Here is a 21,019-nt window from a genome sequence, read left to right as displayed (position 1 = left end):
GTGCGACATCGCAACGAAATCTAGTCAGGCTTGAAATTTTGTCCCAACGACATCGGCTTGTTCAGCAAGATCGTCTGCGGATTGCGGCAGATGATAACCAGCACCACGATCGTCGCGACGTAAGGCAGCATCGACAGGAATTCCGCAGGAACGTCCAGCCCCATGCCCTGCCCGTGGAACTGCAGCACCGTCACGCCGCCGAACAGGTAGGCGCCCACCATCACGCCGCGCGGCTTCCACGTCGCGAACACCACCTGCGCCAAGGCGATCCAGCCGCGCCCTGCCGTCATGCCCTCGACCCACATCGGCGTCAGCGCCAGCGACAGATAGGCGCCGCCCAGACCGGCCATCGCGCCGCCGAACAACACCGTGCCGTAGCGCAGGCCGATCACCGGATAGCCGATCGCGTGCGCGCTGTGCGGCGACTCGCCGACCGCGCGTATCACCAGCCCCAGATGCGTGCGCGCCAGTATCCAGCCGATCAGCACCACCAGCGCCACCGAGCCGTACACCATCGCATCGAAGCGGAACAGCAGCGGTCCGACAAACGGCATATCCGACAGCAGCGGAAAATGCAGGTGCGGCATCGGCTCCACCGTCTGCCCCACCAGCCCGCGCCCGATGAAGGCCGACACGCCGATGCCGAACAAGGTCAGCGCCAGCCCGGTGGCCACCTGGTTGGTCTGCAGGGTCAGCACCAGGAAGCCGAAGATCAGCGACATCAGCATGCCCGCCGCAATCGCCGCCAGGAGTCCCAGCCACATCTGCCCCGTGCCCAGCGTGACGCCGAAGCCCACCACGGCGCCGACCAGCATCATGCCCTCCATGCCCAGATTGAGCACGCCGGAGCGCTCGGTCACCAGCTCGCCCATCGAGGCGACCACCAGCGGCGTGGCGGCACCCGCCGTGCTGGCGAGGAAGGCGATCATCAATTCGGTGGTCATCATGCTGGCTCTCCTGCGGCAACGGGCAAGCGGCGCTTGCGCGGCTTGAAGCGGTAATGGATAAACAGGTCGGCGGCCAGCAGGTAAAACAGCAGCAGCCCCTGGAACATGCCGGTGATGGCGGACGGCACCTGCAGTTCGATCTGCGCCGTCTCGCCGCCGATGTACAGCAGCGACATCAGCAACGCCGACAGCACCACGCCCAGCGGATGCAGGCGTCCCACGTAGGCGACGATGATGGCCGCGAAGCCGTAGCCGGCCGACACCGACGGCTGCATCTGCCCCAGCGGTCCCGCCACCTCGCCCACGCCCGCGATGCCGGCCAGCGCGCCGCTGACCATGAACGCCAGCCATACATTGCGCGGCTCGCTGAAGCCGGCGTACAGCGCGGCGGCCGGCGCCATGCCGCTGACCTGCATGCGGTAGCCGGCAAAGGTGTGCTTGCAGAAGAACCAGGCCGCACCGGCCGCGATCAGCGACAGGATGAACGCAGCATTAAGCCGCAAGCCTTCGATCAGCAGCGGCAAGGTAGCCGACTCGCTGAACATCTTCGACTGCGGGAAGTTGAAGCCGGCCGGATCGCGCATCGGACCGTGCACCAGATAGCTGAGCAGGTGATACGCCACGTACACCAGCATCAGGCTGACCAGGATTTCGCTGGTGTTGAAGCGCGTGCGCAGCAACGCCGGTATCGCCGCCCACAACATGCCGCCCAGCGCGCCGGCGACCAGCATCAGCGGCAGCACCCACCATGCCTGCACCTCATCGAAATACAGCGCGACCGCGCCGGCGGCGATCGCGCCGACGGTCAGCTGGCCGTCGGCGCCGATGTTGTTGACGTTGGCGCGGAAGCCTATCGCCAGGCCGACGCCGCACAGTATCAACGGCGTCGCCTTCAGCAGCAGCTCGCCGATGCCGTACAGCGTGGTCCAAGGCTTGATGAAGTAGACAAAGAACGCATGCAGCGGCTCCTGCCCCAGGAAGAAGAACAGCACGGAGCCGGTCAGCAGCATGGCCGCCGCCGCGATCAGCGGCGAGGCCAGCATCATGCGGCGCGATGGTTCGGGACGTCGTTCAAGCCGCGACATGTTCTGCTCCCTGATAGTTGAAATCGCCGCTCATCCAAACGCCAATCTGGTTGATGCCGGTGCTCGCCGCAGGCACCGCCCGCGACAGGCGCCCGTCCGCCAGCACGGCGATGCGGTCGCTCATCATGAACAGTTCGTCCAGCTCCTCCGACAGCACCAGCACCGCGACGCCCTGGTCGCGCATGTCGATGATGGCCTGCCGTATCAACATGGCGGCGCCGATGTCCACGCCCCATGTGGGCTGGGCGAACACCATCACCTTGGGCGCCAGCGCGATCTCCCGGCCGACGATGAACTTCTGCAAATTGCCGCCGGAGAGCGACGCCGCCGCCGATTCCTCGCCGCCGCATTTGACGTTGAAGCGCGCGATCACCTTGCGCGCGAACTCGCGCACCGCGCCACGCTGTATCAGGCCGCGCTTGACCATGCCGGTGTTGGCGGCGGGCAGATAGCCGGTCAGCAGCGCGTTATCGGCCAGCGACAGGTCCGGCGCGGCGCCGCGTCCAAGACGCTCTTCCGGCACGAAGCCCAGCCCCAGCTGGCGGCGCTGCGCCGCGTCCAGCGCGCCGACATCCTGTGTGCCGAGGCGGATGGCGCCCTGGCCGTGCATCAGTGGACGCTCGCCGGAGATGGCCTTCAGCAGCTCCTGCTGGCCGTTGCCGGAGATGCCGGCGATGCCGACGATCTCCCCGCTGCGCAGCTCCAGGCCGATGTCCTTCAGCCGCGTGCCGAACGGATCCTCGCTGGCCACATTCAGCTTGTCGATGGCGAGCATCACCTGTCCCGGCTCGCGCGGCTTGTGCACGCACACCGGCAGCTCGCGGCCTATCATCAGTTCCGCCAGCGACTTCGCGCTTTCCTCCTTCGGGTTGGCGGTGCCGGACACGCGTCCCGCCCGCAGCACGGTCGCCTTGTCGCACAAGGACTGGATTTCATCGAGCTTGTGACTGATATACAGGATGCTGACGCCCTCGGACGCCAGCCGCCGCAGCGATTCGAACAGCTTGAGCACCGCATCGGGCGTCAGCACCGACGTCGGTTCGTCCATGATCAGCAAGCGCGGCGACTGCAGCAGGCAGCGCACGATCTCCACCCGCTGCCGCTCGCCGACCGACATGCTGTGCACCAGCCGCTGCGGATCGAGCGGCAGGCCGTATTGTTCGGAGACGGCGCGGATGCGCGGCGCCAGTTCGGCCGGCGTCACTTTGTCGTCCAGCGCCAGCGCGATGTTCTCGGCCACCGTCAGCGTCTCGAACACCGCGAAGTGCTGGAACACCATGCCGATGCCCAGCTTGCGCGCATCGTGCGGCGAGTGGATGTTCACCTGCCGCCCTTCCCACATGATCTGGCCCTCGTCCGGCCTGGTGACGCCGTAGATGATCTTCATCAGCGTGCTTTTGCCGGCGCCGTTTTCGCCCAGCACGGCGTGGATCTCACCGGGCATGACGGTCAGGTCGACTTCGGCGTTCGCCACCACCGACGGATAAATCTTGGAGATGCCCAGCATCCGCAGGCGCGGCTCGTTCATCGGCGTTTTCCTTCATCGTATACAAATTGAATACCAAACCAGACGCAATTTGCATGCCATCGCAATGCGCCGGGAACGCTCTGTTTTGGGAAGACAAGTGCACTAAATATGCCACAGATGTTCACCAAAAACGTGCAAACCGTTCAAAAATGAGGACAAAACAAAGTAGTTTCGTACACAATCATAGACAAGAATAGTTAGCACGGTTCCTGCTTTACGAGTATCAGCACTACTCTCACGGAGAATCGAACAATGCCACCACCAGGTCCTGCGCGCCCACAAGGCAAACGCAAAACCACCAGCAAGGCCGAACCCGCGGCCAGGTCCGCCGTTGTGCGCGCCGTTGCATCAACCGCTACGCCAGGTGCCGCCATCAAACGCGGCACCACCGCCGTCGACATGCGCATCTACCGCGCCGTGGTCAACGCCGTCATGAGCCATCGCCTGCCGCCCGGCACCCACTTGGGCGAGGCCGATTTCTGCGAGCTGTATCAAGTCAGCCGCACCACCGTGCGCAAGGCGCTGCAACGGCTGGCGCACGATCACATCATCGAGCTGCGGCCCAATCGCGGCGCCGTCATCGCCTCGCCGACGCCGGAAGAAGCGCGTGAAATCTTCGCCGCGCGGCGCGCCATCGAAAGGGAGATCGTGCCGCTGGTGATACGCAACGCCACCCCGGAATCGCTGCGGCAGATCCGCGCCGCGCTGCAGGCCGAGGACGACGCGCGCCGCACCGGCGACCGCGCCGGCTGGATACGGCTGGGCGGCGAGTTCCACATCCTGCTGGCGGAACTGGCGGGCAACCGCGTGCTGCAGCGCTTCATGGCGGAACTGGTGTCGCGCTGCTCGCTGATCATCGCGCTGTACGAAACGCCCGGCGCCCCCATGTGCGAGAACGACGAGCACCAGGACCTGGCCACGCTGATCGAAAAAGGCAAGGTGGCCGAGGCCACGCACCTGATCGAGCACCACCTGCTGGAAATCGAAGCGCGCCTGCGTCTGGGCGTAGTGGACAAGAAAGTCAGCCTGGCGGAAGCGCTGTCGGGGTTTTAAGGTGGCCCGCAATTTGCTAGAGAAGTTGAATGAGATTGAATTCAATCATCAAACAAGATTGGATACAAAAGAAGTCCTTACATAACCAACCTGACTGGAGTTCACATGCCTCATCTCATCGCCCGCGGTATCTCGCTCACGCTGCTCGCCGGTTGCGCATGTCTCGCACAAGCCGCCGACTGGAGCGACACCTCGCTCAGCTACCGCTACGGCACCAAGTTCGCCGAGCCGTTCAACAACAACGACATCACCAAGAACATCGTCAACTTCAGCAGCGTATCGGGCTACAAGTACGGCAAGAACTTCTTCAGCGTCGACCTGCTGATGTCGTCCGAGCTCGATCCATCGGCGGCCGGCTCGAACAGCGGCGCGCACGAGGCGTATGCGCTCTACCGCCACACGCTGGACCTGGGCAAAGTCACCGGCGGCAACTGGGCGTTCGGCCCGGCGCGCGGCGTCGGCATCACCGGCGGCTTCGATTACAACAGCAAGACGGACGCCGGCTACAACTCGAAGAAACGCATGCTGGTGCTGGGCCCCACGCTGATGCTGGACGTACCGGGCTTCCTGGACGTCAGCCTGCTGGCCCTGTGGGAATCGAACGCGCCATACAACACCTTCACCAACCAGGCCACGCCGCGCTATTCGTACAAGACCCACGCGATGCTGACCGGCGCCTGGGGCATCCCGTTCAACATCGGCATTCCGCTGTCGTTTGAAGGCTACGCCAACTTCATCACCGCCAAGGGCAAGAACGAATTCGGCGGCGGCACCTCGCCGGAAACCAACATCGACATGCAGATCATGTACGACATGAGCGGCGCGGTCGGCGCGGCAAAGAACACCTTCAAGGTCGGCGTCGAATACCAGTACTGGAAAAACAAGTTCGGCAACCCCGACAAGAACAACCCCGGCGCCACCGCGAAAACCCCGATGGTGCGCGCGGAGTACCACTTTTAAACCGCTTCCAAATCTCACTTCCAAGGAAACCGTATGATGAATCGTCGCAAAGTATTGGCCCTGGCCGCGCTGGCCGCCGCAACCATCGGCATGTCCGCTTCCGCTTTCGCCGCGGATCCGCTGAAGATCGGCTTCGTCTACGTCGGCCCGGTCGGCGACGCCGGCTGGACCTACGCCCACGACCAGGCCCGCCTGGCGATGGAGAAGGAACTCGGCGCCAAGGTCAAGACCACCTACGTGGAAAACGTGCCGGAAGGCGCGGACGCCGAACGCGTGATCCGCAAGCTGGTCGCAGAAGGCAACAAGCTGATTTTCACCACCTCGTTCGGCTACATGAACCCGACCGAGAAAGTCGCCAAGACCACGCCGGGCGTGGTGTTCCTGCACGCCACCGGCTTCAAGACCGGCAAGAACCTGGGCACCTACGAATCGCGCTTGTACGAAGGCGCCTATCTGAACGGCGTCATCGCCGGCAAGATGACCAAGTCGAACACGCTGGGCTTCATCGCCTCCTTCCCGGTGCCTGAGGTGATCCGCAACATCAACGCCTACACGCTGGGCGCGCAAAGCGTCAACCCGGCCATCAAGACCAAGGTGATCTGGGTGAGCTCGTGGTACGACCCGGCGAAAGAGCGCCAGGCGGCTGAAACCCTGGTGGCGCAAGGCGCCGACGTGATGGCGCAGAACACCGACTCGCCGGCCACGCTGCAAGTGGCGCAGGAAAAAGGCGTGTACGCATTCGGCTGGGATTCGGACATGTCCAAGTTCGCACCGAAGGCGCACCTGACGGCGGCCACCAACAACTGGGCCACCTACTACACCGAGACCGCCAAGGCCGTACTGGCCGGCACCTGGAAAACCGGCGAATACCGTGGCGGCATGAAGGAAGGCATGGTCAAGATGTCGGCGCTGAACGCCGTCGTGCCGGCCGCCGCCGCCAAGATCTTCGAAGAGAAGAAGGCCGCGCTCACCGCCGGCACCTTCAATCCGTTCACCGGTCCGATCAAGGACCAGTCGGGCGCGGTCAAGTACGCCGCCGGCGTGCCGGTGCCGCTGAAGGACCTGCTGTCGATGAACTTCTACGTGCAAGGCGTGGAAGGCTCGATTCCAAAGTGAACCCGGATCCGGTCCTGTTGAACGACTGGCACCCGGTCGCGATCTCGCAGCAGATCGCGACCGGCGCGGTCACGGCCACCGATCTGCTGGACACGCGCCTGGCTCTTTGGCGCGACAGCGGCGGTGTGCTGCACGCGTGGGAAGACCGCTGCCCCCATCGCGGCACGCGCCTGTCGATGGGCTCTTTGCACAACGACACGCTGCGCTGCGCCTACCACGGCTGGACCTTCGGCAGCGAAGGCCGCTGCAAGCACATTCCCGCCCTGCCCGCGCTGGGCGAGGCCAACCTGAAGGCGCAGGTCGCCACCTTCAACGTGCGCGAGCGCCATGGACTGGTATGGGTCTGCCTCGGCATGCCCGCCCAGCCGGAGCCGCCGCGCTTCCCCGAATTTGCCGACGCCGCGCTGCGCAAGGTCTGGTGCGGACCGTACGACGTGCAAAGCAGCGGGCCGCGCATCGTCGAGAACTTCCTCGACATGGCGCACTTCGCCTTTGTCCACGAAGGCATCCTCGGCGCGCAGGAGCAGGCCGCCATCGCCGACTACACCGTCGAAAGCTTCGACGATGCGGACTACGGCAGCGGCGTCTGGGCCAAACAATGCCGCGCATGGCAGCCGCAGGCCAGCAAGGCCGCCACCGGCGGCAGCGACATCGAATACAGCTACCGTGCGGTGCGGCCGCTGACCGCAGTGCTGACCAAGCATCCGCCGGACAGCGTGCGCGAGGCGATCGCGCTGATGCTGCAGCCGCTGACCGAAACCACCACGCGCGTCTGGATCATCCTTGCGCTGAACGACTTCACCTCCAGCGACGACGACCTGCGCGCCTTCCAGGACACCATCTTCCTGCAGGACCAGCCGATACTGGAAAGCCAGAGCCCGGCCAAGCTGCCGCTGATCCCCGGCGCCGAAGTGTCGGTGGTATGCGACCGCATGTCGCTGGCCTACCGCGCCTACCTGAAGCAGCAGAACCTGCACTACGGAGTACTACGATGAGCGCACCGACACCGCAAGACCACGAGTTCCTCACCCGCGTGCTGGCGCTGGCGCAGCGCTCGCGCGACGAAGGCCACCATCCGTTCGCCGCCATGGTGGTCGCCGCCGACGGCACCGTCATCTCGGAGGCGATGAACGCCTCCAGCAGCGACCGCACAGCGCACGCCGAGATGAACGCGCTGCGGCAGGCTTCCCAGCGCCACAGCCCCGAACAGCTGGCCACCGCCACGCTGTACGCCAACGCCGAGCCGTGCGCCATGTGCGCCGGCGGCACCTACTGGAGCGGCGTCGGTCGCGTGGTATATGCGATGTCGGAAGCGAGTCTGCTGGAACTGACCGGCAGCGATCCGGAAAACCCGACCTTGTCGCTGCCCTGCCGCGACGTGTTCGCGCGCGGCCAGCGCCCGACTGTAGTCATCGGCCCGATGCGGGAAGACGAGGCGCGCGTCGCGCACGCCGGATTCTGGCACAAATAGCGGCACAAATAGCTGATGCATTCCGTACCGCCGAGGATCATAATTGTGATCCGGCGTGACGGAGATCGACGTGGCAAATCGGACAAAATTGCGGGGCGTGGCTGCGCTGTATGCGCTGATGCTGGCGGCTTGCGGCGGAGGCGGAGGCGGCACGGCCACCGCACCGGCAACGCCCACCACACCCACCACCCCGGAAGTGCCGGGCGCCTACGCCGACACCATCGCCTATTCCGGCGCCGCCACCGCCTCGCTGGCCACGCCGAATGAAAACGCCGCCGTCATCGCCAGCCATATCCAGCTTGGCGGCCAGCAGTTCAACTACACCGCCACCACCGGCCACCTGACCGCCACCGACGCCCGCACCGGCAAGGCCGCAGCCTCGTTCTTCTACATCGCCTACACCGTGCCCGGCGCGGACCTGACCAGGCGCCCGCTCATCTTCTTCTACAACGGCGGCCCCGGCTCGGCGTCCGCCTTCCTGCATCTGGGTTCGTTCGGACCGCGCCGGCTGGTCAGCACCATCCCCAGCGCCAGCATCGCCCCGGTGCAACTGGTCGACAACCAGGAAACCCTGCTGGCTCAGGCCGACCTGGTGTTCGTGGACGCCATCGGCACCGGCTTCTCGCAAGCGGTCGCGCCCAGCGCCAACCAGGATTTCTGGGGCGTCGACAGCGACGCCGCCGCCTTCCGCGATTTTGTGCAGCGTTATATCGCCGTCAACAAGCGCGAAGCCTCGCCCAAATTCCTGCTCGGCGAATCGTACGGCGCGCCGCGCACGGCGGTGCTGGCCAACCTGCTGGAAATCGCCGGCGTCCAGCTGGCGGGCGTGGTGCTGCACTCGGCCATCATGGACTACAACAGCAACTGCGGCGTGCTCGATCCAGGCGCCATCAGCTGCGAGGGCTACATCCCCACCTACGCCGCCACCAGCGCCTACCACGGCCGGGCCACGCCGGCGCCGGCCGACTTCAACGCCTTCGTCCAGCAGGCGCGCAACTTCGCCGCCGGCGACTACCGCAGCGCCATCGCGGCTTATCTGACGAACAAGGTTGCGCCGCCGGCCAGCGTGATCGCGCAACTGGTCAACGACACCGGCATGCCCACGCTGACCTGGCAGCAGAACTTCGACATGGGACCGGGCTATTACCAGGCCAACGCCGTCCCCGGCCAGCTGCTGGGCCGCTACGACGCCCGCGTCTCGGCGCCCGCCGGCAGCGCGCTGACGGTGGACGGCGATCCGTCGCTGACGGTGATCAACGCCGCCTTCACCAGCAGCATCGCCACCTACCTGGCCGGCGAGCTGCATTACAGCGCGCGCTCGGGCTACGTCAGCTTCAACGACATCGTCAACCGCTGGAACTTCAGCCACGACGGCAGGCAACTGCCGGACACACTGCCCGACCTGGCCGCCGCCATGGCGCTGAATCCGAAACTGCGGGTCATGGCCGTCAACGGCTATCACGACCTGGCCACGCCCTTCCACCAGACCGAGCTCGATTTGGCGCGCTTGGGCGCAAACCCGTTAATTGTGCTGAAATATTATGCAAGCGGCCATATGACGTATCTGGACGACACTGCGCGCCGCTTGCAGCAAAGTGATTTGATTAATTTCGTTAATAGCGTCACAGTTGCACAATAAAGCCGCGCATCGGGCTAAAAGGCGATGCTGGGGAGACAACCATGAAACAGCTGTTCCAGTTGGCGATATTGGCCGCCGCCGCCGCGTACACCGGCGCGGGCGCGCTGGCGCAAGCACCGCAGCCCGAAACCGCGGCACCCACCGTGCTGTCGGCGCCCGTACATCCCGACCCGTATATCCCGCCCAGCATGCGCAAGCCGCCCCGTGACGGCGCGGCCGGCCCGGTGCTGCAGTTCCATGCGATGCAAAAGCTGAAGAAACGCTTTGAAGAGGCAGACCTCAACGGCGACGGCTACCTGAGCCGCGACGAGGCGCACAAGGCCGGCCTCGGCTTTGTCGAAAAGAACTTCGACCATATCGACAGCGCCCAGCGCGGCAGCGTCAACTTTGAAGACTTGAAAGCCTTCATCATCCAGCGCCGCGAGGAATCGCGCTCGCGCTGAACTCCCGCCTCAGGTGGCCGGCGGGGCGTCGCGGCGCGGCAGCGTCAGCGTGAAGACCGAGCCCTCGCCGGGACTGCTGCGCAGGGTCAGGCTGCCCTCGTGCACCTCGGCCAGCTGGCGCGAAATGTACAAGCCCAATCCCAGTCCTGCCGGCGCCGACGTGCCGGCGCCGCGCTCGTACGGCTCAAAAATCGTTTGCTGGTGTTCCGGCGCCACGCCGGCGCCCTGGTCGCGCACGTCCACCCGCACCTGGTCCTGCTCGACGTGCAAAGTCACCGTTACCGGCTGCGCGGCGCCGTAGCGCAGCGCGTTGGTCAGCAGGTTGACGACGATCTGCTCGATGCGGAACTCGTCCCACCAGCCGCTGACCGGCGTGGGCGCGTCCAGCGTGATGCTGCTGCCGGCGATGCTGGCCTGCGGCGTCAGGTCCTGCACCAGCCGGCGCAGCAGGCCGGACAGCTCGACCCAGCCCGGCCGCAGCGACAGCTTGCCGCTGCGGATGCGCGACACGTCCAGCATGTCGTCGATCAAGCGGATGATGCTCTGGATCTGGCGGTCGTCGCGCGCCACCATGCGCTGCAACTGCTCGGCGCCGAAGGCCGCCATATTGCCGCGCTCCAGCTGCATCTTGCGCAGCTGGGTTTCCAGGTACAGCGTGTTGAGCGGCGTGCGCATCTCGTGCGACACCATGGACATGAATTCGTCGCGCATCGCCAGCGCGCGCTGCAGCTGGGCTTGCGCGGCGTTCAGCTCGGCCAGCGTGGCTTCCTGCTGCTGCCGTGCCAGCTCCAGCGCCTCGACCTGGCGCCGCATCGCCTCGCGCTGCTCGTACAGCGCCACGAACACCTGCACCTTGCCGTTGACGGCGCGGGCATCGAGCGGCTTGTACAGCACGTCGACCGCGCCCGCCTCGTAGCTCTTGAACGAATAATTCAGTTCCTTGCCGGCCGCCGTGACGAACACGATGGGAATGTGCCGCGTCTTGTCGGTGCCGCGCATCAGCTCGGCCAGCTCGAAGCCGTCCATGCCCGGCATCTGCACGTCGAGGATGGCCATGGCGAAGTCGTGCTGCAACAGCAGCGCCAGCGCCTCCTCCCCCGAGCCGGCCTGGTGGATCTCGCGGCCCTCGCCGCGGATGATCGCGTTCAGCGCCTGCAGGTTTTCCGGCAGATCGTCGACGATCAGCAATTTGGTCGGGTGCTCGGCTTGCATTAATAGTTCTCCAGCATCAACAGCAATGTGTGTATATCGTCCAACGGCAGGATCAGGTCCGGCGCCCGCAAACGGATGGCTTCCCGCGGCATGGTCGGCACTTCCGCCTCGGCCGGATCCTGCACCACCGTCAGGCCGCCGGCGCGGCCGATGGCGGCCAAGCCGGCGGCGCCGTCCTGGTTGGCCCCCGTCAGCAGGATGCCGGCCAGCGCCGGGCCGTAGGCGTCGGCCGCCGATTCCATCAGGTAATCAATCGCCGGCCGCGCAAAGTGCAGCGGAGCCTCGCAGCTGAGCGAAAAACTGCGATCCGTCTCAACAGACAAATGGTAGCCGGAACCGCCAAAATACAGCGTTCCGGACAACACCGGCTCCTTGTCGGCGGCCTCCCGCACCGGCAACGCCATGCGCTGCTGGAACACCTCGGCCAGCAGGCTTTGGCGGCCGTCCGGCATGTGCAGCAAGGCCACCACGGCGCGGCCATAGCCCGCCGGCAAACCCGGCAACAGGCGCAGCAGCGCGCCCACGCCGCCGGCCGAGGCGCCGATCACCACCGCCTCGATGGCGCGTCCGGCCAGCGCGGCCTTGATGGACTCGGCGGCGGTCGGCGCCATGTCAGCGCTTCCGGAACAGCCGTTCGCGCTTCACCACCGGCTCGAAGTTCGGCGCATAGGCGGAGAAATCGATGCTTTCCTTGCTGCCCAGGCCGAGGAAGCCGCGATGGCACAGCGATTCGTAAAACAGGCCGAAAGCGCGCTCCTGCAACTTTTTCTTAAAATAAATCATGACGTTGCGGCAGCTGATCAGGTGGGTTTCCGCGAACACCGAGTCGGTGGCCAGGCTGTGGTCGGCGAAGGTGACGTTTTCGCACAGCGCGCCGTCGAACAGCGCGGCGTCGTAGGCCGCCGTGTAGTAGTCGGAAAAACTGCGGGTGCCGCCGGCCGCCTGGTAGTTCCCGGCGTACTCGCGCACCGCGTCCAGCGGGAACACGCCCTTGCGCGCCTTGTCCAGCGACTGCGGATTGATGTCGGTGGCGTAGATCATGCTGCGTTCCAGCAAGCCCTCTTCCTTCAGCAGGATGGCCATTGAAAACACTTCCTCGCCGGTGCTGCAGCCGGCGATCCAGATCTTCAGCGACGGGTAGGTGCGCAGCACCGGCACCACGTGTTCGCGCAGCGCCGCGTAGTAGCTTGGGTCGCGGAACATCGACGTCACCGGTATCGTCAGGAATTGCAGCAGCTGGCTGAACGCGGCCGGCTCGTGCATGATGCGCGCCTGCAGCGCCGAGATGCTGGCGCAATCCATCTCGCGCAGGGCGTGCAGCACGCGGCGCTTTTGCGAGGCGCCGGTATAGTCGCGGAAGTCGTAGCTGTATTTCATGTAGATGGCTTCCATCAACACTTTGAGCTCGATGTCGGTGTCGCTATGTTGCATGGTAAGACCCTTGCATCGTCAGGTCCGTTCACCGTTCGGCATCCACACCCGCAGCAGCGAGTACATGCGCGACAGGTCGATCGGCTTGGCCAGGTAGTCGCTGGCGCCGGCCGCCAGGCATTGCTCCTGGTCGTCCTTCATGGCCTTGGCCGTGATGGCGATGATCGGCAGGCGGGCAAAGCGGGCTTCGGCGCGGATGCGGCGCGTCGCCTCCAGGCCGTCCATGCCCGGCATCATCACGTCCATCAGCACCAGGTCGATGTCCGGCACCTCGTTGAGCTTGGCGATCGCCTCGAAGCCGTTGCGGCCCACTTCAACCAGCACGCCTTTCTGCTCCAGCGCGCTGGTCAGCGCGAAGATGTTGCGCACGTCGTCGTCCACCAGCAGGATGCGGCGGCCCTCGAACACGCGGTCGCGCGAGCGCACCGTGCGCAGCATGTTCTGCCGCTCGCTGGACAAATCGGCCTCGACTTTGTGCAGGAACAGCGTCACCTCGTCGAGCAGGCGCTCCGGCGAACGGGCGCCCTTGATGATGATGGAGCGTGAATACTTGTGCAGGTCGGCCTCCTCGGCGCGCGACAGGTTGCGGCCGGTGTAGACGATCACCGGCGGGAAGGCCGCCAGCGATTCGCCCGCCATGCGCTGCAGCAGCTCGTTGCCCTGCATGTCGGGCAGCTTGAGGTCGATGATCATGCAATCGTAGACGGTGGTGCGCAGCAGCGCCAGCGCTTCCTCGCCGCTGCCGACGGCGACGATCTCGACATCGTCGTCGGAGATCAGCTGCACCACGCTGTCGCGCTGGCGGCTGTCGTCCTCGACCAGCAGCACGCGCTTGATCTTCTGCGTCAGCTTGCCTTCGATGCGGCGGAACACTTCCATCAGCTGCTCGCGGGTGGTCGGCTTCAGCGCGAAGCCGATCGCGCCCAGGTGCAGCGCCGCCTCGCCGTTGTCGGAACCGGACACCACGTGCACCGGGATGTGGCGCGTCTGCGCATCGTCCTTCAGCAGTTGCAGCACCGACAGGCCGGAACGGTCCGGCAGGCGGATGTCGAGCAGCACCGCGTCCGGCCGGTATTCGCGCGCCAGCGCCAGCCCCTCGTCGGCGTCGAAGCCCACCAGGCAGCTGTATTGTTTTTCGTGCGCCAGGTCGTACAGGATGCGGGCGAAGGTGGCGTCGTCCTCGATCACCAGCACCAGGCGGCGGCCGGCCGCGGCGCCCTCCTCCAGCAGCGCGCGGTCGTCGTCGAAGGCGCGTTCGCGCGGCGGCGGCAACGGCGATGGCGACGGCGCCGCGGCGTCGTACTCGACCGCCCAGGCCGGCGGCGGCGCAGGACTGGCGACGGCCGTGCTGCCGGACCTTGCCGCCGGCGCAGTCCACACCAGCGGCAAGGTCAGCGTGAAGCAGCTGCCCTTGCCCGGTTCGCTGATCAGGCCGATGTCGCCGCCCAGCAACTGCGCCAGGTCGCGCGAGATCGACAGGCCGAGTCCGGTGCCGCCGTACTTGCGGCTGGTGGTGCCGTCGGCCTGCTGGAAGGCGTTGAAGATGCCCTGCTGGTCTTCGGCGCGGATGCCGATGCCGCTGTCCTGCACCGAGAAGGCGACACGTTCGGCGCCCGCCGCCCGTACCGCCAGCGTGATCTGGCCGGTGCTGGTGAACTTGAGCGCGTTCGACAGCAGGTTCTTCAGGATCTGTTCCAGCCGCTGGCGGTCGGTGACCATGTCGTGGACCAGCTCGTCGGCGATCTGTACGTGGAAGGCCAGTTTCTTTTGCTGCGCCAGCGGGTCGAACACCATCGCCATGCCTTCGACCACGTGGCGTACCGACAGCTGCTCCGGCACCAGGTCCAGCTTGCCCGCCTCGACCTTGGAAATGTCGAGGATATCGTTGATCAGGTTCAGCAGGTCGTTGCCGGCCGAGTAGATCGTGTTGGCGAAGCGCACCTGCTCCTCGTTCAGGTTGCCGGCCGTGTTTTCCGACAGCAGCTTGGCCAGGATCAGCGAGCTGTTGAGCGGCGTGCGCAGCTCGTGCGACATATTGGCCAGGAATTGCGATTTGTACTGGCTGGCGCGTTCCAGCTCGGTGGCGCGCTCCTCCAGGTCCAGCTGCACCTTGCTCAGCGCGGCGTTCTTCTGGTCCAGCGCCACGCCCTGCTCGGCCAGCTGCTCGTTGGTCTGCTCCAGCTCCGCCTTCTGGTTTTCCAGGCTGGCCTGCGACTCTTCCAGCACGCGCGACTGTTCCTCCAGCTCCTCGTTGGCGGTGCGCAGCTCTTCCTGCTGCACCTGCAGTTCCTCGTTGAGCTGCTGGGTTTCGACCAGCACTTCCTGCAGGCGCTGGCGCGACCAGCTGGCTTCGATGGCGTTGCCGACATTGCCCTTCACCATGGTCAGGAAATCGACGTCGCGCTCGGAGATCGGGCGCAGCAGGCCCAGCTCGACCACGCCGTTGATCTCGCCATCGTTGTCGAGCGGCGCCAGCAGCACGCTGGCCGGCGCGCCGCCGCCGAGGCCGGAACTGACCTGGATGTAGTCGGCCGGCACATTGTCCAGCCGGAGCACGCGGCGTTGCAGCGCCGCCTGCGCGACCAGGCTTTCAGCCGGCTTGATGCGCTGCTCGCGCTGCGCCCACTCGTCGCTGAAGCCGTACGAGGCCACGCGCTGGAAACTGCCGTCGTCGGCGCGCAGGTACAGCGCGCCGACCACCACATCCATGTAGCGCGCCATGAATTGCAGCAGCGCCGCCGACAGCTGCGGCAGCGCCAGCTGGCCTATACCCTGCTGCGCCAGCTCGCTCTGGCCGGTGCGCAGCCAGGCCTGCCGCGCCAGCGTTTCGGCATGCGTGGTGTGCTCGCGCAGCGCCAGGTCGTAGACCTTGGACAGGCCCATCAAATCGCGCCGGCCGAACCAGGCCAGGATGCCGCCGACGCCCAGCGTCAGCAGCAGATAGGTGGCGGCCACCCAGGTGGTCACGCTGCGCGCGCTGTCGTTGCGGTCCTGGCGCATCCGCTGCTCCATGGCGATGAAGGCATCGATCTGGCGGCGGATTTCATCGAACTGGGTCTTGCCGCGGCCGGTCTTGGCGGGACCGGTCACGTCGCCGTTGGCGGCGCGCAGCCGTATCATTTCCTGCGCATACTGGTCCCACTGCAATTGCTGGGCGCCGATGACGCTCAGCCGGTCCAGCTGGACCGGGCTGTCATCGACCAGCTGCCCCAGCGACTTCAGGCCGGTGGCGACCTTGGGCTTGGCCAGCGTGTACGGCTCGAGAAAGCTTTCATCGCCGGTCAGCATGTAGCCGCGCAGGCCGGTTTCCATGTCCACCATCTGCTTGCTGATTTCGTTGGCGCTGCCGATCACGCGTTCGCTGTGCTCGACCCAGCTCATCGTATTGACCAGGTAAGCCAGCAAGACGACAAACACCCCGGCGCTGACCACGCCGGCGGCCAGCGGCAGCGTGACGTTGCGCGCGAGGATGCGGCGGAAGCCGCTTTCATCCATGGACGACAGATTGGGCATGGTTCTGCCAGGTAGCGAGGAAAGCTGGAAGTTTAGCTCAAACACAAAACTGCTATACCGGCAAAAACCAATCGTGCGCTAGGGAAATAACATAAAAATCAGGCCGCCTCGGGCCAGATCACGCCGTCGGCGCGCACCGTGGTGCGGTTCAGGATGCGGCGGCCGGGGCCGACCGGCGTCGCCTTGTGCGCGATGTGCAGGTTGTCGGCCACCACCACGTCGCCGGGCAGCCAATGGTGGCGGTAGGTGGCGCCGGGGCGGGAGTAATGGCGGTCCACCGCCTGCATCAACGCCTGCGAGCGTTCCGGCCCGTAGCCCAGCACGCCGCCGGTCAGGCCCAGGTTCAAATACAGCGCCGGAATGCCGGTTTTCGGGTGCTTCAACACCAGCGGGTGCACCACGCCGTTGCGGTGCGCGGTCCGCAGGGCGTCGAATTCCTCGCGGATTTCCGGCTGCAGCTCGGCATAGGCTTGCTGCAAATCGGTGAACAAGGTGTCGCCGCCCTCGCTTGATTGCGCCACCGAGTACCAGAAACTGATCGGCGTCGGCTCCGCGCGGAACGAGCCGTCCGAATGCCAGTAGCGGCCGACGTCGACGTGGCCATCCTCGGGCCGGCTGGCGACGCGGAAGATTTCCGGCAAGCCGTCCAGCTGGCCGCGCATGGCCGGAAAAGTCTCCAGGCTGCCGAACAGTTCGGTGGCGGCGACCTGCTCCGGCGGCGTCAGCGACTGGCCGCGTATCACCAGCATGCCGTACTGCAGCAACGCCGAGCGCAGCAACTGCGCGGTGCCGGGACCGGCCTGGCGCAAGTCCATGCCTTCGATGGTGGCGCCAAAGCTCAAGGGTAAGGGGGTAATGTTCATACGGCCTCCAGGGCTGAAAAGTATGAAATCACTATAATCCCGCACAACTCTGCTGATAATATAGGCGAATCTGCAATCACCTTTGCGCCAGACGCAAAGCCTGCCATGGACCGATTCGCTGAACTCAAAGCCTTCTGCCTGGTCGCCAGCAATGGCGGCTTTTCCGCCGCCGCCCGCCACCTGGGCGTGGCCACGTCCTCGGTCACGCGGCTGGTCGATGCGCTGGAAGTGCGCCTCGGCGCCCCCTTGCTGAACCGCTCGACCCGCAGCATCACGCTGACCGACAGCGGCCGCAACTACTATGAGCACGCGACGCAGATCCTGGCCGCGCTGGACGAGGCCGACGACGCCGCTTCCGGCCGCGACAGCGAAGCGGTCGGCGTGCTGCGCGTGGCCGCGCCGGTGACCCTGGCGATCCGCACCATCGGCCCGCTGCTGCCGGAGCTGGTGCGGCGCTACCCGAAGATGGCGCTGGACATGCGGCTCAGCGACAACTACACCAATATGGTCGACGAGGCGATCGACCTGGCGATCCGCATCGGCACGCCGGAGCGGCAGCCCAACCTGATCGCGCGCAAGCTGGCCGGCCACCGGCGCCACATCTGCGCCAGCCCCGCATATCTGCGCCAGCACGGCAGGCCGCACGCGCCGGCCGACCTGACCGGCCACAACTGCCTGCAGTTTTCCTACGGCGCCAGCCGCCAGACCTGGAAGCTGCGGCGCGGCGGCCAGGAAGCCGAGATCGAGGTGCACGGCAGCCTCAGCGTGAATAATTCGGAGATGCTGCGGCAAGCCGCGCTGAGCGGACTGGGCCTGGCGCTGCTGCCGGCCTGGCTGATCCACCAGGACCTGGAGCAGGGCATGCTGGTGCCGGTGCTGGATCTGTACGAAACCAATCCCGGCGACATGGATGTGGGAATTTATGCCTTGTATCCGGCCAGCCGCCGCGGCTCGGTGAAGATACGCGTCTTCACCGAACTGCTGACGGCGGCGCTGCAAACTTACAGCTTGTAGTTCAAGCCCAGCAAGAACTGGCGGCCGTAGGTGGTGTAGCGCTCGGGCGCGTAGGAGCCGCCCGAGAACGGATCGCCCTGGCGGGTCTGGTAAGGCGAGTTGTTCAGGTTATTCACCTGGAACAGGAAGGACAGGCCCTTGTAGCGGCCCTGCTCGATCGCGTAGCCCAGCTGCAGGTCGATCTGGCGTTCGGCCAGGATCTCGCTGAAGGCGCGCTGCGCGAACAGGCCGGTGACCTCGCCGCGATAGGCCGAGCGGTAGCGGCGGCTGGCGCGCGCCGAGTAGCCAGACTGCTCGTAGTAGACGGTGAAGTTGGATACCACGCCCGACAGCCCCGGCAGTTTCTCCTTGGTGCCCGGACCGTTGGGATGGATGGTGCTCTCGGTGCCGGACATGCTGCCGGTCACGCCGAAGCCTTCCAGCGGCGCCCACAGCAGGCCGCCGTCCAGCGCGCCCGACAGTTCCACGCCCTTGACCATGCCGCCGGTGCCGTTGGCCGGACGGTTCAAGGTGCCGATATCCTGGATCGGCACGACGGCCGACGGATTCGGGAAGCCGGCAAAGCTGAACGCGGTCTGCTGGTTGTAGATGTAGCTTTGCAGCTTCTTGTACCACAGCGCGCCGGCGATGTAGCTGCGTTTGCCCATGTACTTTTCCATCGACAAATCATACGAGTTGGCGCGCCACGGTTCCAGCTGCGGATTGCCGCCGCTGCCGTTCCACATGCGGGTGGTGGCGTCGACGCCGCCGGAGATGCCGGCGCGCATGTCCGACATCTGCGGACGGGCCACCGTCTTGGCCGCGCCGAAGCGCAGATTGGTGGTGCTCAGGTATTTGTCGAGGTCGAAGTTCAGGTTCACGCTCGGCAGCCAGTCGGTGTAGCTGGCGCCGCCGGTGATCGAGCCCAGCTTGCCGGAGTTGACGGTGGTGCCGCGCGATTTCTGGTCGACGTTGACGGCCTGCACGCCGATGTTGCCGCGCAGCGGGAACGGACCGACGTCGGTGTCGATGCCGACGCGGCCATAGGCGGTGGTGACTTTCTCGGTCACGCCCCAGTCCTGCAGCGCCTGATCGTCCGGGCGGGCCGGCTGCATGGTGTAGTACTTGTTCAACGCACCCAGCACGTCATAGGTCAGCACGCGCGGGATGCCGGCGAAGGCCAGCGAGGTCGACGGCTCGATCAGGTCGGACGACACCGTGGCCGGCGCGCGGCCGTTCTTCAGGTTCCAGTAGTTGTTGGTGTCGGCGTGGGTCTTCTCGCGCTTGCTGTAGTTGACGCCGCCTTCGACGTTGCGGAACATGCCGTCCAGGTCGCGCTTGGCCGACAGCTTGAGCGAACCCAGCGAATCTTCCACCACCGGATGGTGCATGTCCGCATCCTTGCCCCAGCCGCCGACGTCGGTCAGCTTGATGATCTGCGGATCGGCGAAGTTCAGGCTGGGCGTGAAGGTCGGCAGACCGCTGGCGGTCGGGATCTTGAACTGGAAATTGTTGTCGGTGATGTGCGATCCGGCCGGGCCCAGGCCGGCGTAGGTTTCCAGCACCATCTCGCGCCGCTTGGCGGTCGAGTACGACAGGTCGCCGACCAGGGTCCAGCGGTCCTGCTTGAACTGGTTGTTCCAGCCCACGGCGCCGAGCTGGTCCTTGCGCTGGTTGAAGTCGTTGCGCACGATGGGTTCCAGGTTGACCAGCGCGCCGCCCACCAGCAGGCGGGTGCCGCCCTGCGTGACGATCTGCGGATTGTTGTAGGTGACGTCGCTCCACTGGTGCGAGTTCCACATCATGCCGCGCATGGTGGTGTCTTCCTTGAACTCGGAATAGTACAGGTCCAGCGAGGTGCGGAATTCCTTGGACGGACGGTATTCGATCACGCCCATCAGGCCGTCGCGCTTCTGCTTGCGCGAGGTCGCCGTGACTTCGGCGCCCTTCAGCGCCACCACGTCCTCGTCGCCTTTCGGCAGCTTGTTGTCGGTGCCCCACCACCACGATTTGTATTCCTGCTGCTGGCCCGGCGAATCCAGGTGCGCGTAGCCGATCGCCACGCCCAGCGTGTTGTTCATGAACTGGTCGACATACGACGCGCTGAGGCGGTTGCCGTTGGCCGGCGTGTTCGAGTTGAGCTTGCCGTTGGAGTTGTGTTCGCCGCGCGCGTTGAACACGATGCTGCGCTCGCGCAGGTCCAGCGGACGCACCGTGTGCAGGTCCACCGTGCCGGACAGGCCGCCGCCGGCCAGCGAGGCGTCCGGCGTCTTGTAGACGGTGACGCCGTTGATCAGCTCGGACGGATACTGGTCGTATTCGGCGCCGCGGTTGTTGCTGGTCGAGACCAGCTCGCGGCCGTTCATCAGCGTGCCGGAAAAGTCCGGCGCCAGGCCGCGGATCGAGATCGACTGCGCGCGGCCTTCGACGCGCTGCGCCGTCAGGCCGGCCAGGCGGGCGATCGACTCGGCGATCGACACGTCCGGCAGCTTGCCGATGTCTTCGGCGGTGACCGCCTCGACGATGGAATCGGAATCGCGCTTGATCGCCATCGAGGTCTCGATGCTGCGGCGGATGCCGGTGACGACCACCGACTGGACTTCCTTGTCCTCGGCCGCGGCGCCGTTGGCCGGCCCCTGCTGCGCCCAGGCCGGGCTGGCGGCGAGGGCCCAGGCCAGCGTGGCGCAGGCGGCGGCGATCGGGGTCAATGCGAGTGGATGTGTCTGCTTTCTCATGTTGTCTCTCTCTTTATAGTTTTGCTGGTT

The 21,019-nt window shown here is 65.7% G+C and carries 17 protein-coding genes; 8 read left to right on the top strand and 9 right to left on the bottom strand.

Annotated features, from left to right (window positions below):
• Positions 1 to 20 precede the first annotated feature (20 nt).
• The 3 genes from ACSQ3S_RS02745 to ACSQ3S_RS02735 are packed head-to-tail and all read right to left on the bottom strand — an operon-like array spanning position 21 to position 3,560.
• Positions 21 to 947 carry an ABC transporter permease gene (locus ACSQ3S_RS02745; RefSeq protein ID WP_436141518.1) on the bottom strand — a complete coding sequence of 309 codons (927 nt, stop codon included), beginning with the start codon at positions 945 to 947 and terminating at the stop codon, positions 21 to 23.
• Positions 944 to 2,032: an ABC transporter permease gene (locus tag ACSQ3S_RS02740; RefSeq protein ID WP_176653031.1), complete on the bottom strand. Its 1,089-nt coding sequence runs from the start codon at positions 2,030 to 2,032 to the stop codon at positions 944 to 946. The genes ACSQ3S_RS02745 and ACSQ3S_RS02740 overlap by 4 nt, the downstream gene beginning before the upstream one ends.
• Positions 2,019 to 3,560, bottom strand: coding sequence for an ABC transporter ATP-binding protein (locus ACSQ3S_RS02735; RefSeq protein ID WP_436141517.1), 1,542 nt, complete (start codon positions 3,558 to 3,560; stop codon positions 2,019 to 2,021). Before ACSQ3S_RS02735 ends, ACSQ3S_RS02740 begins: the two co-directional genes overlap by 14 nt.
• Positions 3,561 to 3,812: 252 nt before the next feature.
• Here ACSQ3S_RS02735 and ACSQ3S_RS02730 point away from each other — a divergent pair, with 252 nt between their 5' ends.
• The 7 genes from ACSQ3S_RS02730 to ACSQ3S_RS02700 all read left to right on the top strand — a co-directional run bounded on the left by ACSQ3S_RS02730 (position 3,813) and on the right by ACSQ3S_RS02700 (position 10,242).
• Entirely contained in the window at positions 3,813 to 4,613 is an 801-nt protein-coding gene (locus ACSQ3S_RS02730) for a GntR family transcriptional regulator (RefSeq protein ID WP_436141516.1), read from the top strand.
• A 105-nt stretch (positions 4,614 to 4,718) separates the two neighbouring features.
• Positions 4,719 to 5,573 (top strand): outer envelope protein, encoded by an 855-nt coding sequence (locus tag ACSQ3S_RS02725; protein ID WP_176653033.1) that lies wholly within the window; start codon positions 4,719 to 4,721, stop codon positions 5,571 to 5,573.
• A 33-nt stretch (positions 5,574 to 5,606) separates the two neighbouring features.
• Positions 5,607 to 6,689: a BMP family ABC transporter substrate-binding protein gene (locus tag ACSQ3S_RS02720; protein WP_176653034.1), complete on the top strand. Its 1,083-nt coding sequence runs from the start codon at positions 5,607 to 5,609 to the stop codon at positions 6,687 to 6,689.
• A 17-nt stretch (positions 6,690 to 6,706) separates the two neighbouring features.
• Positions 6,707 to 7,684 carry an aromatic ring-hydroxylating dioxygenase subunit alpha gene (locus ACSQ3S_RS02715; protein WP_436141515.1) on the top strand — a complete coding sequence of 326 codons (978 nt, stop codon included), beginning with the start codon at positions 6,707 to 6,709 and terminating at the stop codon, positions 7,682 to 7,684.
• Entirely contained in the window at positions 7,681 to 8,160 is a 480-nt protein-coding gene (locus ACSQ3S_RS02710; RefSeq protein WP_413448320.1) for a nucleoside deaminase, read from the top strand. The genes ACSQ3S_RS02715 and ACSQ3S_RS02710 overlap by 4 nt, the downstream gene beginning before the upstream one ends.
• 118 nt (positions 8,161 to 8,278) lie before the next feature.
• Positions 8,279 to 9,799 (top strand): S10 family peptidase, encoded by a 1,521-nt coding sequence (locus ACSQ3S_RS02705; protein WP_436144985.1) that lies wholly within the window; start codon positions 8,279 to 8,281, stop codon positions 9,797 to 9,799.
• Positions 9,800 to 9,840: 41 nt separating this feature from the next.
• Positions 9,841 to 10,242 (top strand): EF-hand domain-containing protein, encoded by a 402-nt coding sequence (locus tag ACSQ3S_RS02700; RefSeq protein WP_218087855.1) that lies wholly within the window; start codon positions 9,841 to 9,843, stop codon positions 10,240 to 10,242.
• A gap of 9 nt (positions 10,243 to 10,251) precedes the next feature.
• On the opposite strand, the gene ACSQ3S_RS02695 is transcribed toward ACSQ3S_RS02700, so the two are convergent.
• The 5 genes from ACSQ3S_RS02695 to ACSQ3S_RS02675 all read right to left on the bottom strand — a co-directional run bounded on the left by ACSQ3S_RS02695 (position 10,252) and on the right by ACSQ3S_RS02675 (position 17,261).
• The gene (locus tag ACSQ3S_RS02695; protein WP_436141514.1) at positions 10,252 to 11,454 is read right to left on the bottom strand and encodes a hybrid sensor histidine kinase/response regulator; all 1,203 of its coding nucleotides are present in this window, start codon (positions 11,452 to 11,454) and stop codon (positions 10,252 to 10,254) included.
• Positions 11,454 to 12,065, bottom strand: coding sequence for a chemotaxis protein CheB (locus ACSQ3S_RS02690; protein WP_353403864.1), 612 nt, complete (start codon positions 12,063 to 12,065; stop codon positions 11,454 to 11,456). Before ACSQ3S_RS02690 ends, ACSQ3S_RS02695 begins: the two co-directional genes overlap by 1 nt.
• Position 12,066: 1 nt before the next feature.
• Entirely contained in the window at positions 12,067 to 12,885 is an 819-nt protein-coding gene (locus ACSQ3S_RS02685) for a CheR family methyltransferase (protein ID WP_176653038.1), read from the bottom strand.
• A gap of 18 nt (positions 12,886 to 12,903) precedes the next feature.
• Positions 12,904 to 16,398, bottom strand: coding sequence for a response regulator (locus tag ACSQ3S_RS02680; RefSeq protein ID WP_436141513.1), 3,495 nt, complete (start codon positions 16,396 to 16,398; stop codon positions 12,904 to 12,906).
• A 98-nt stretch (positions 16,399 to 16,496) separates the two neighbouring features.
• Entirely contained in the window at positions 16,497 to 17,261 is a 765-nt protein-coding gene (locus ACSQ3S_RS02675) for a TauD/TfdA dioxygenase family protein (RefSeq protein ID WP_436141512.1), read from the bottom strand.
• Positions 17,262 to 17,366: 105 nt separating this feature from the next.
• Here ACSQ3S_RS02675 and ACSQ3S_RS02670 point away from each other — a divergent pair, with 105 nt between their 5' ends.
• Positions 17,367 to 18,275 (top strand): LysR family transcriptional regulator, encoded by a 909-nt coding sequence (locus ACSQ3S_RS02670; protein WP_413448312.1) that lies wholly within the window; start codon positions 17,367 to 17,369, stop codon positions 18,273 to 18,275.
• On the opposite strand, the gene ACSQ3S_RS02665 is transcribed toward ACSQ3S_RS02670, so the two are convergent.
• Positions 18,263 to 20,989 carry a TonB-dependent receptor gene (locus ACSQ3S_RS02665; protein ID WP_176653042.1) on the bottom strand — a complete coding sequence of 909 codons (2,727 nt, stop codon included), beginning with the start codon at positions 20,987 to 20,989 and terminating at the stop codon, positions 18,263 to 18,265. The genes ACSQ3S_RS02670 and ACSQ3S_RS02665 overlap by 13 nt on opposite strands.
• Positions 20,990 to 21,019 lie beyond the last annotated feature (30 nt).

Origin of the sequence: Duganella sp. LjRoot269, from assembly GCF_964254095.1 — a bacterium.
Taxonomy (GTDB): Bacteria; Pseudomonadota; Gammaproteobacteria; order Burkholderiales; family Burkholderiaceae_D; genus Rugamonas; species Rugamonas hordei.
The sequence above is the reverse complement of the archived record's forward strand: the minus strand, read 5'-3'. Positions and strand labels throughout refer to the sequence as shown.

Excerpts from the sequence above, each read along its gene's own strand:
- ACSQ3S_RS02745 (WP_436141518.1), bottom strand. The coding sequence starts at position 947 with ATGATGACCACCGAATTGATGATCGCCTTCCTCGCCAGCACGGCGGGT.
- ACSQ3S_RS02740 (WP_176653031.1), bottom strand. The coding sequence starts at position 2,032 with ATGTCGCGGCTTGAACGACGTCCCGAACCATCGCGCCGCATGATGCTG.
- ACSQ3S_RS02735 (WP_436141517.1), bottom strand. The coding sequence starts at position 3,560 with ATGAACGAGCCGCGCCTGCGGATGCTGGGCATCTCCAAGATTTATCCG.
- ACSQ3S_RS02730 (WP_436141516.1), top strand. The coding sequence starts at position 3,813 with ATGCCACCACCAGGTCCTGCGCGCCCACAAGGCAAACGCAAAACCACC.
- ACSQ3S_RS02725 (WP_176653033.1), top strand. The coding sequence starts at position 4,719 with ATGCCTCATCTCATCGCCCGCGGTATCTCGCTCACGCTGCTCGCCGGT.
- ACSQ3S_RS02720 (WP_176653034.1), top strand. The coding sequence starts at position 5,607 with ATGATGAATCGTCGCAAAGTATTGGCCCTGGCCGCGCTGGCCGCCGCA.
- ACSQ3S_RS02710 (WP_413448320.1), top strand. The coding sequence starts at position 7,681 with ATGAGCGCACCGACACCGCAAGACCACGAGTTCCTCACCCGCGTGCTG.
- ACSQ3S_RS02705 (WP_436144985.1), top strand. The coding sequence starts at position 8,279 with ATGCTGGCGGCTTGCGGCGGAGGCGGAGGCGGCACGGCCACCGCACCG.
- ACSQ3S_RS02700 (WP_218087855.1), top strand. The coding sequence starts at position 9,841 with ATGAAACAGCTGTTCCAGTTGGCGATATTGGCCGCCGCCGCCGCGTAC.
- ACSQ3S_RS02695 (WP_436141514.1), bottom strand. The coding sequence starts at position 11,454 with ATGCAAGCCGAGCACCCGACCAAATTGCTGATCGTCGACGATCTGCCG.
- ACSQ3S_RS02690 (WP_353403864.1), bottom strand. The coding sequence starts at position 12,065 with ATGGCGCCGACCGCCGCCGAGTCCATCAAGGCCGCGCTGGCCGGACGC.
- ACSQ3S_RS02685 (WP_176653038.1), bottom strand. The coding sequence starts at position 12,885 with ATGCAACATAGCGACACCGACATCGAGCTCAAAGTGTTGATGGAAGCC.
- ACSQ3S_RS02680 (WP_436141513.1), bottom strand. The coding sequence starts at position 16,398 with ATGCCCAATCTGTCGTCCATGGATGAAAGCGGCTTCCGCCGCATCCTC.
- ACSQ3S_RS02675 (WP_436141512.1), bottom strand. The coding sequence starts at position 17,261 with ATGAACATTACCCCCTTACCCTTGAGCTTTGGCGCCACCATCGAAGGC.
- ACSQ3S_RS02670 (WP_413448312.1), top strand. The coding sequence starts at position 17,367 with ATGGACCGATTCGCTGAACTCAAAGCCTTCTGCCTGGTCGCCAGCAAT.
- ACSQ3S_RS02665 (WP_176653042.1), bottom strand. The coding sequence starts at position 20,989 with ATGAGAAAGCAGACACATCCACTCGCATTGACCCCGATCGCCGCCGCC.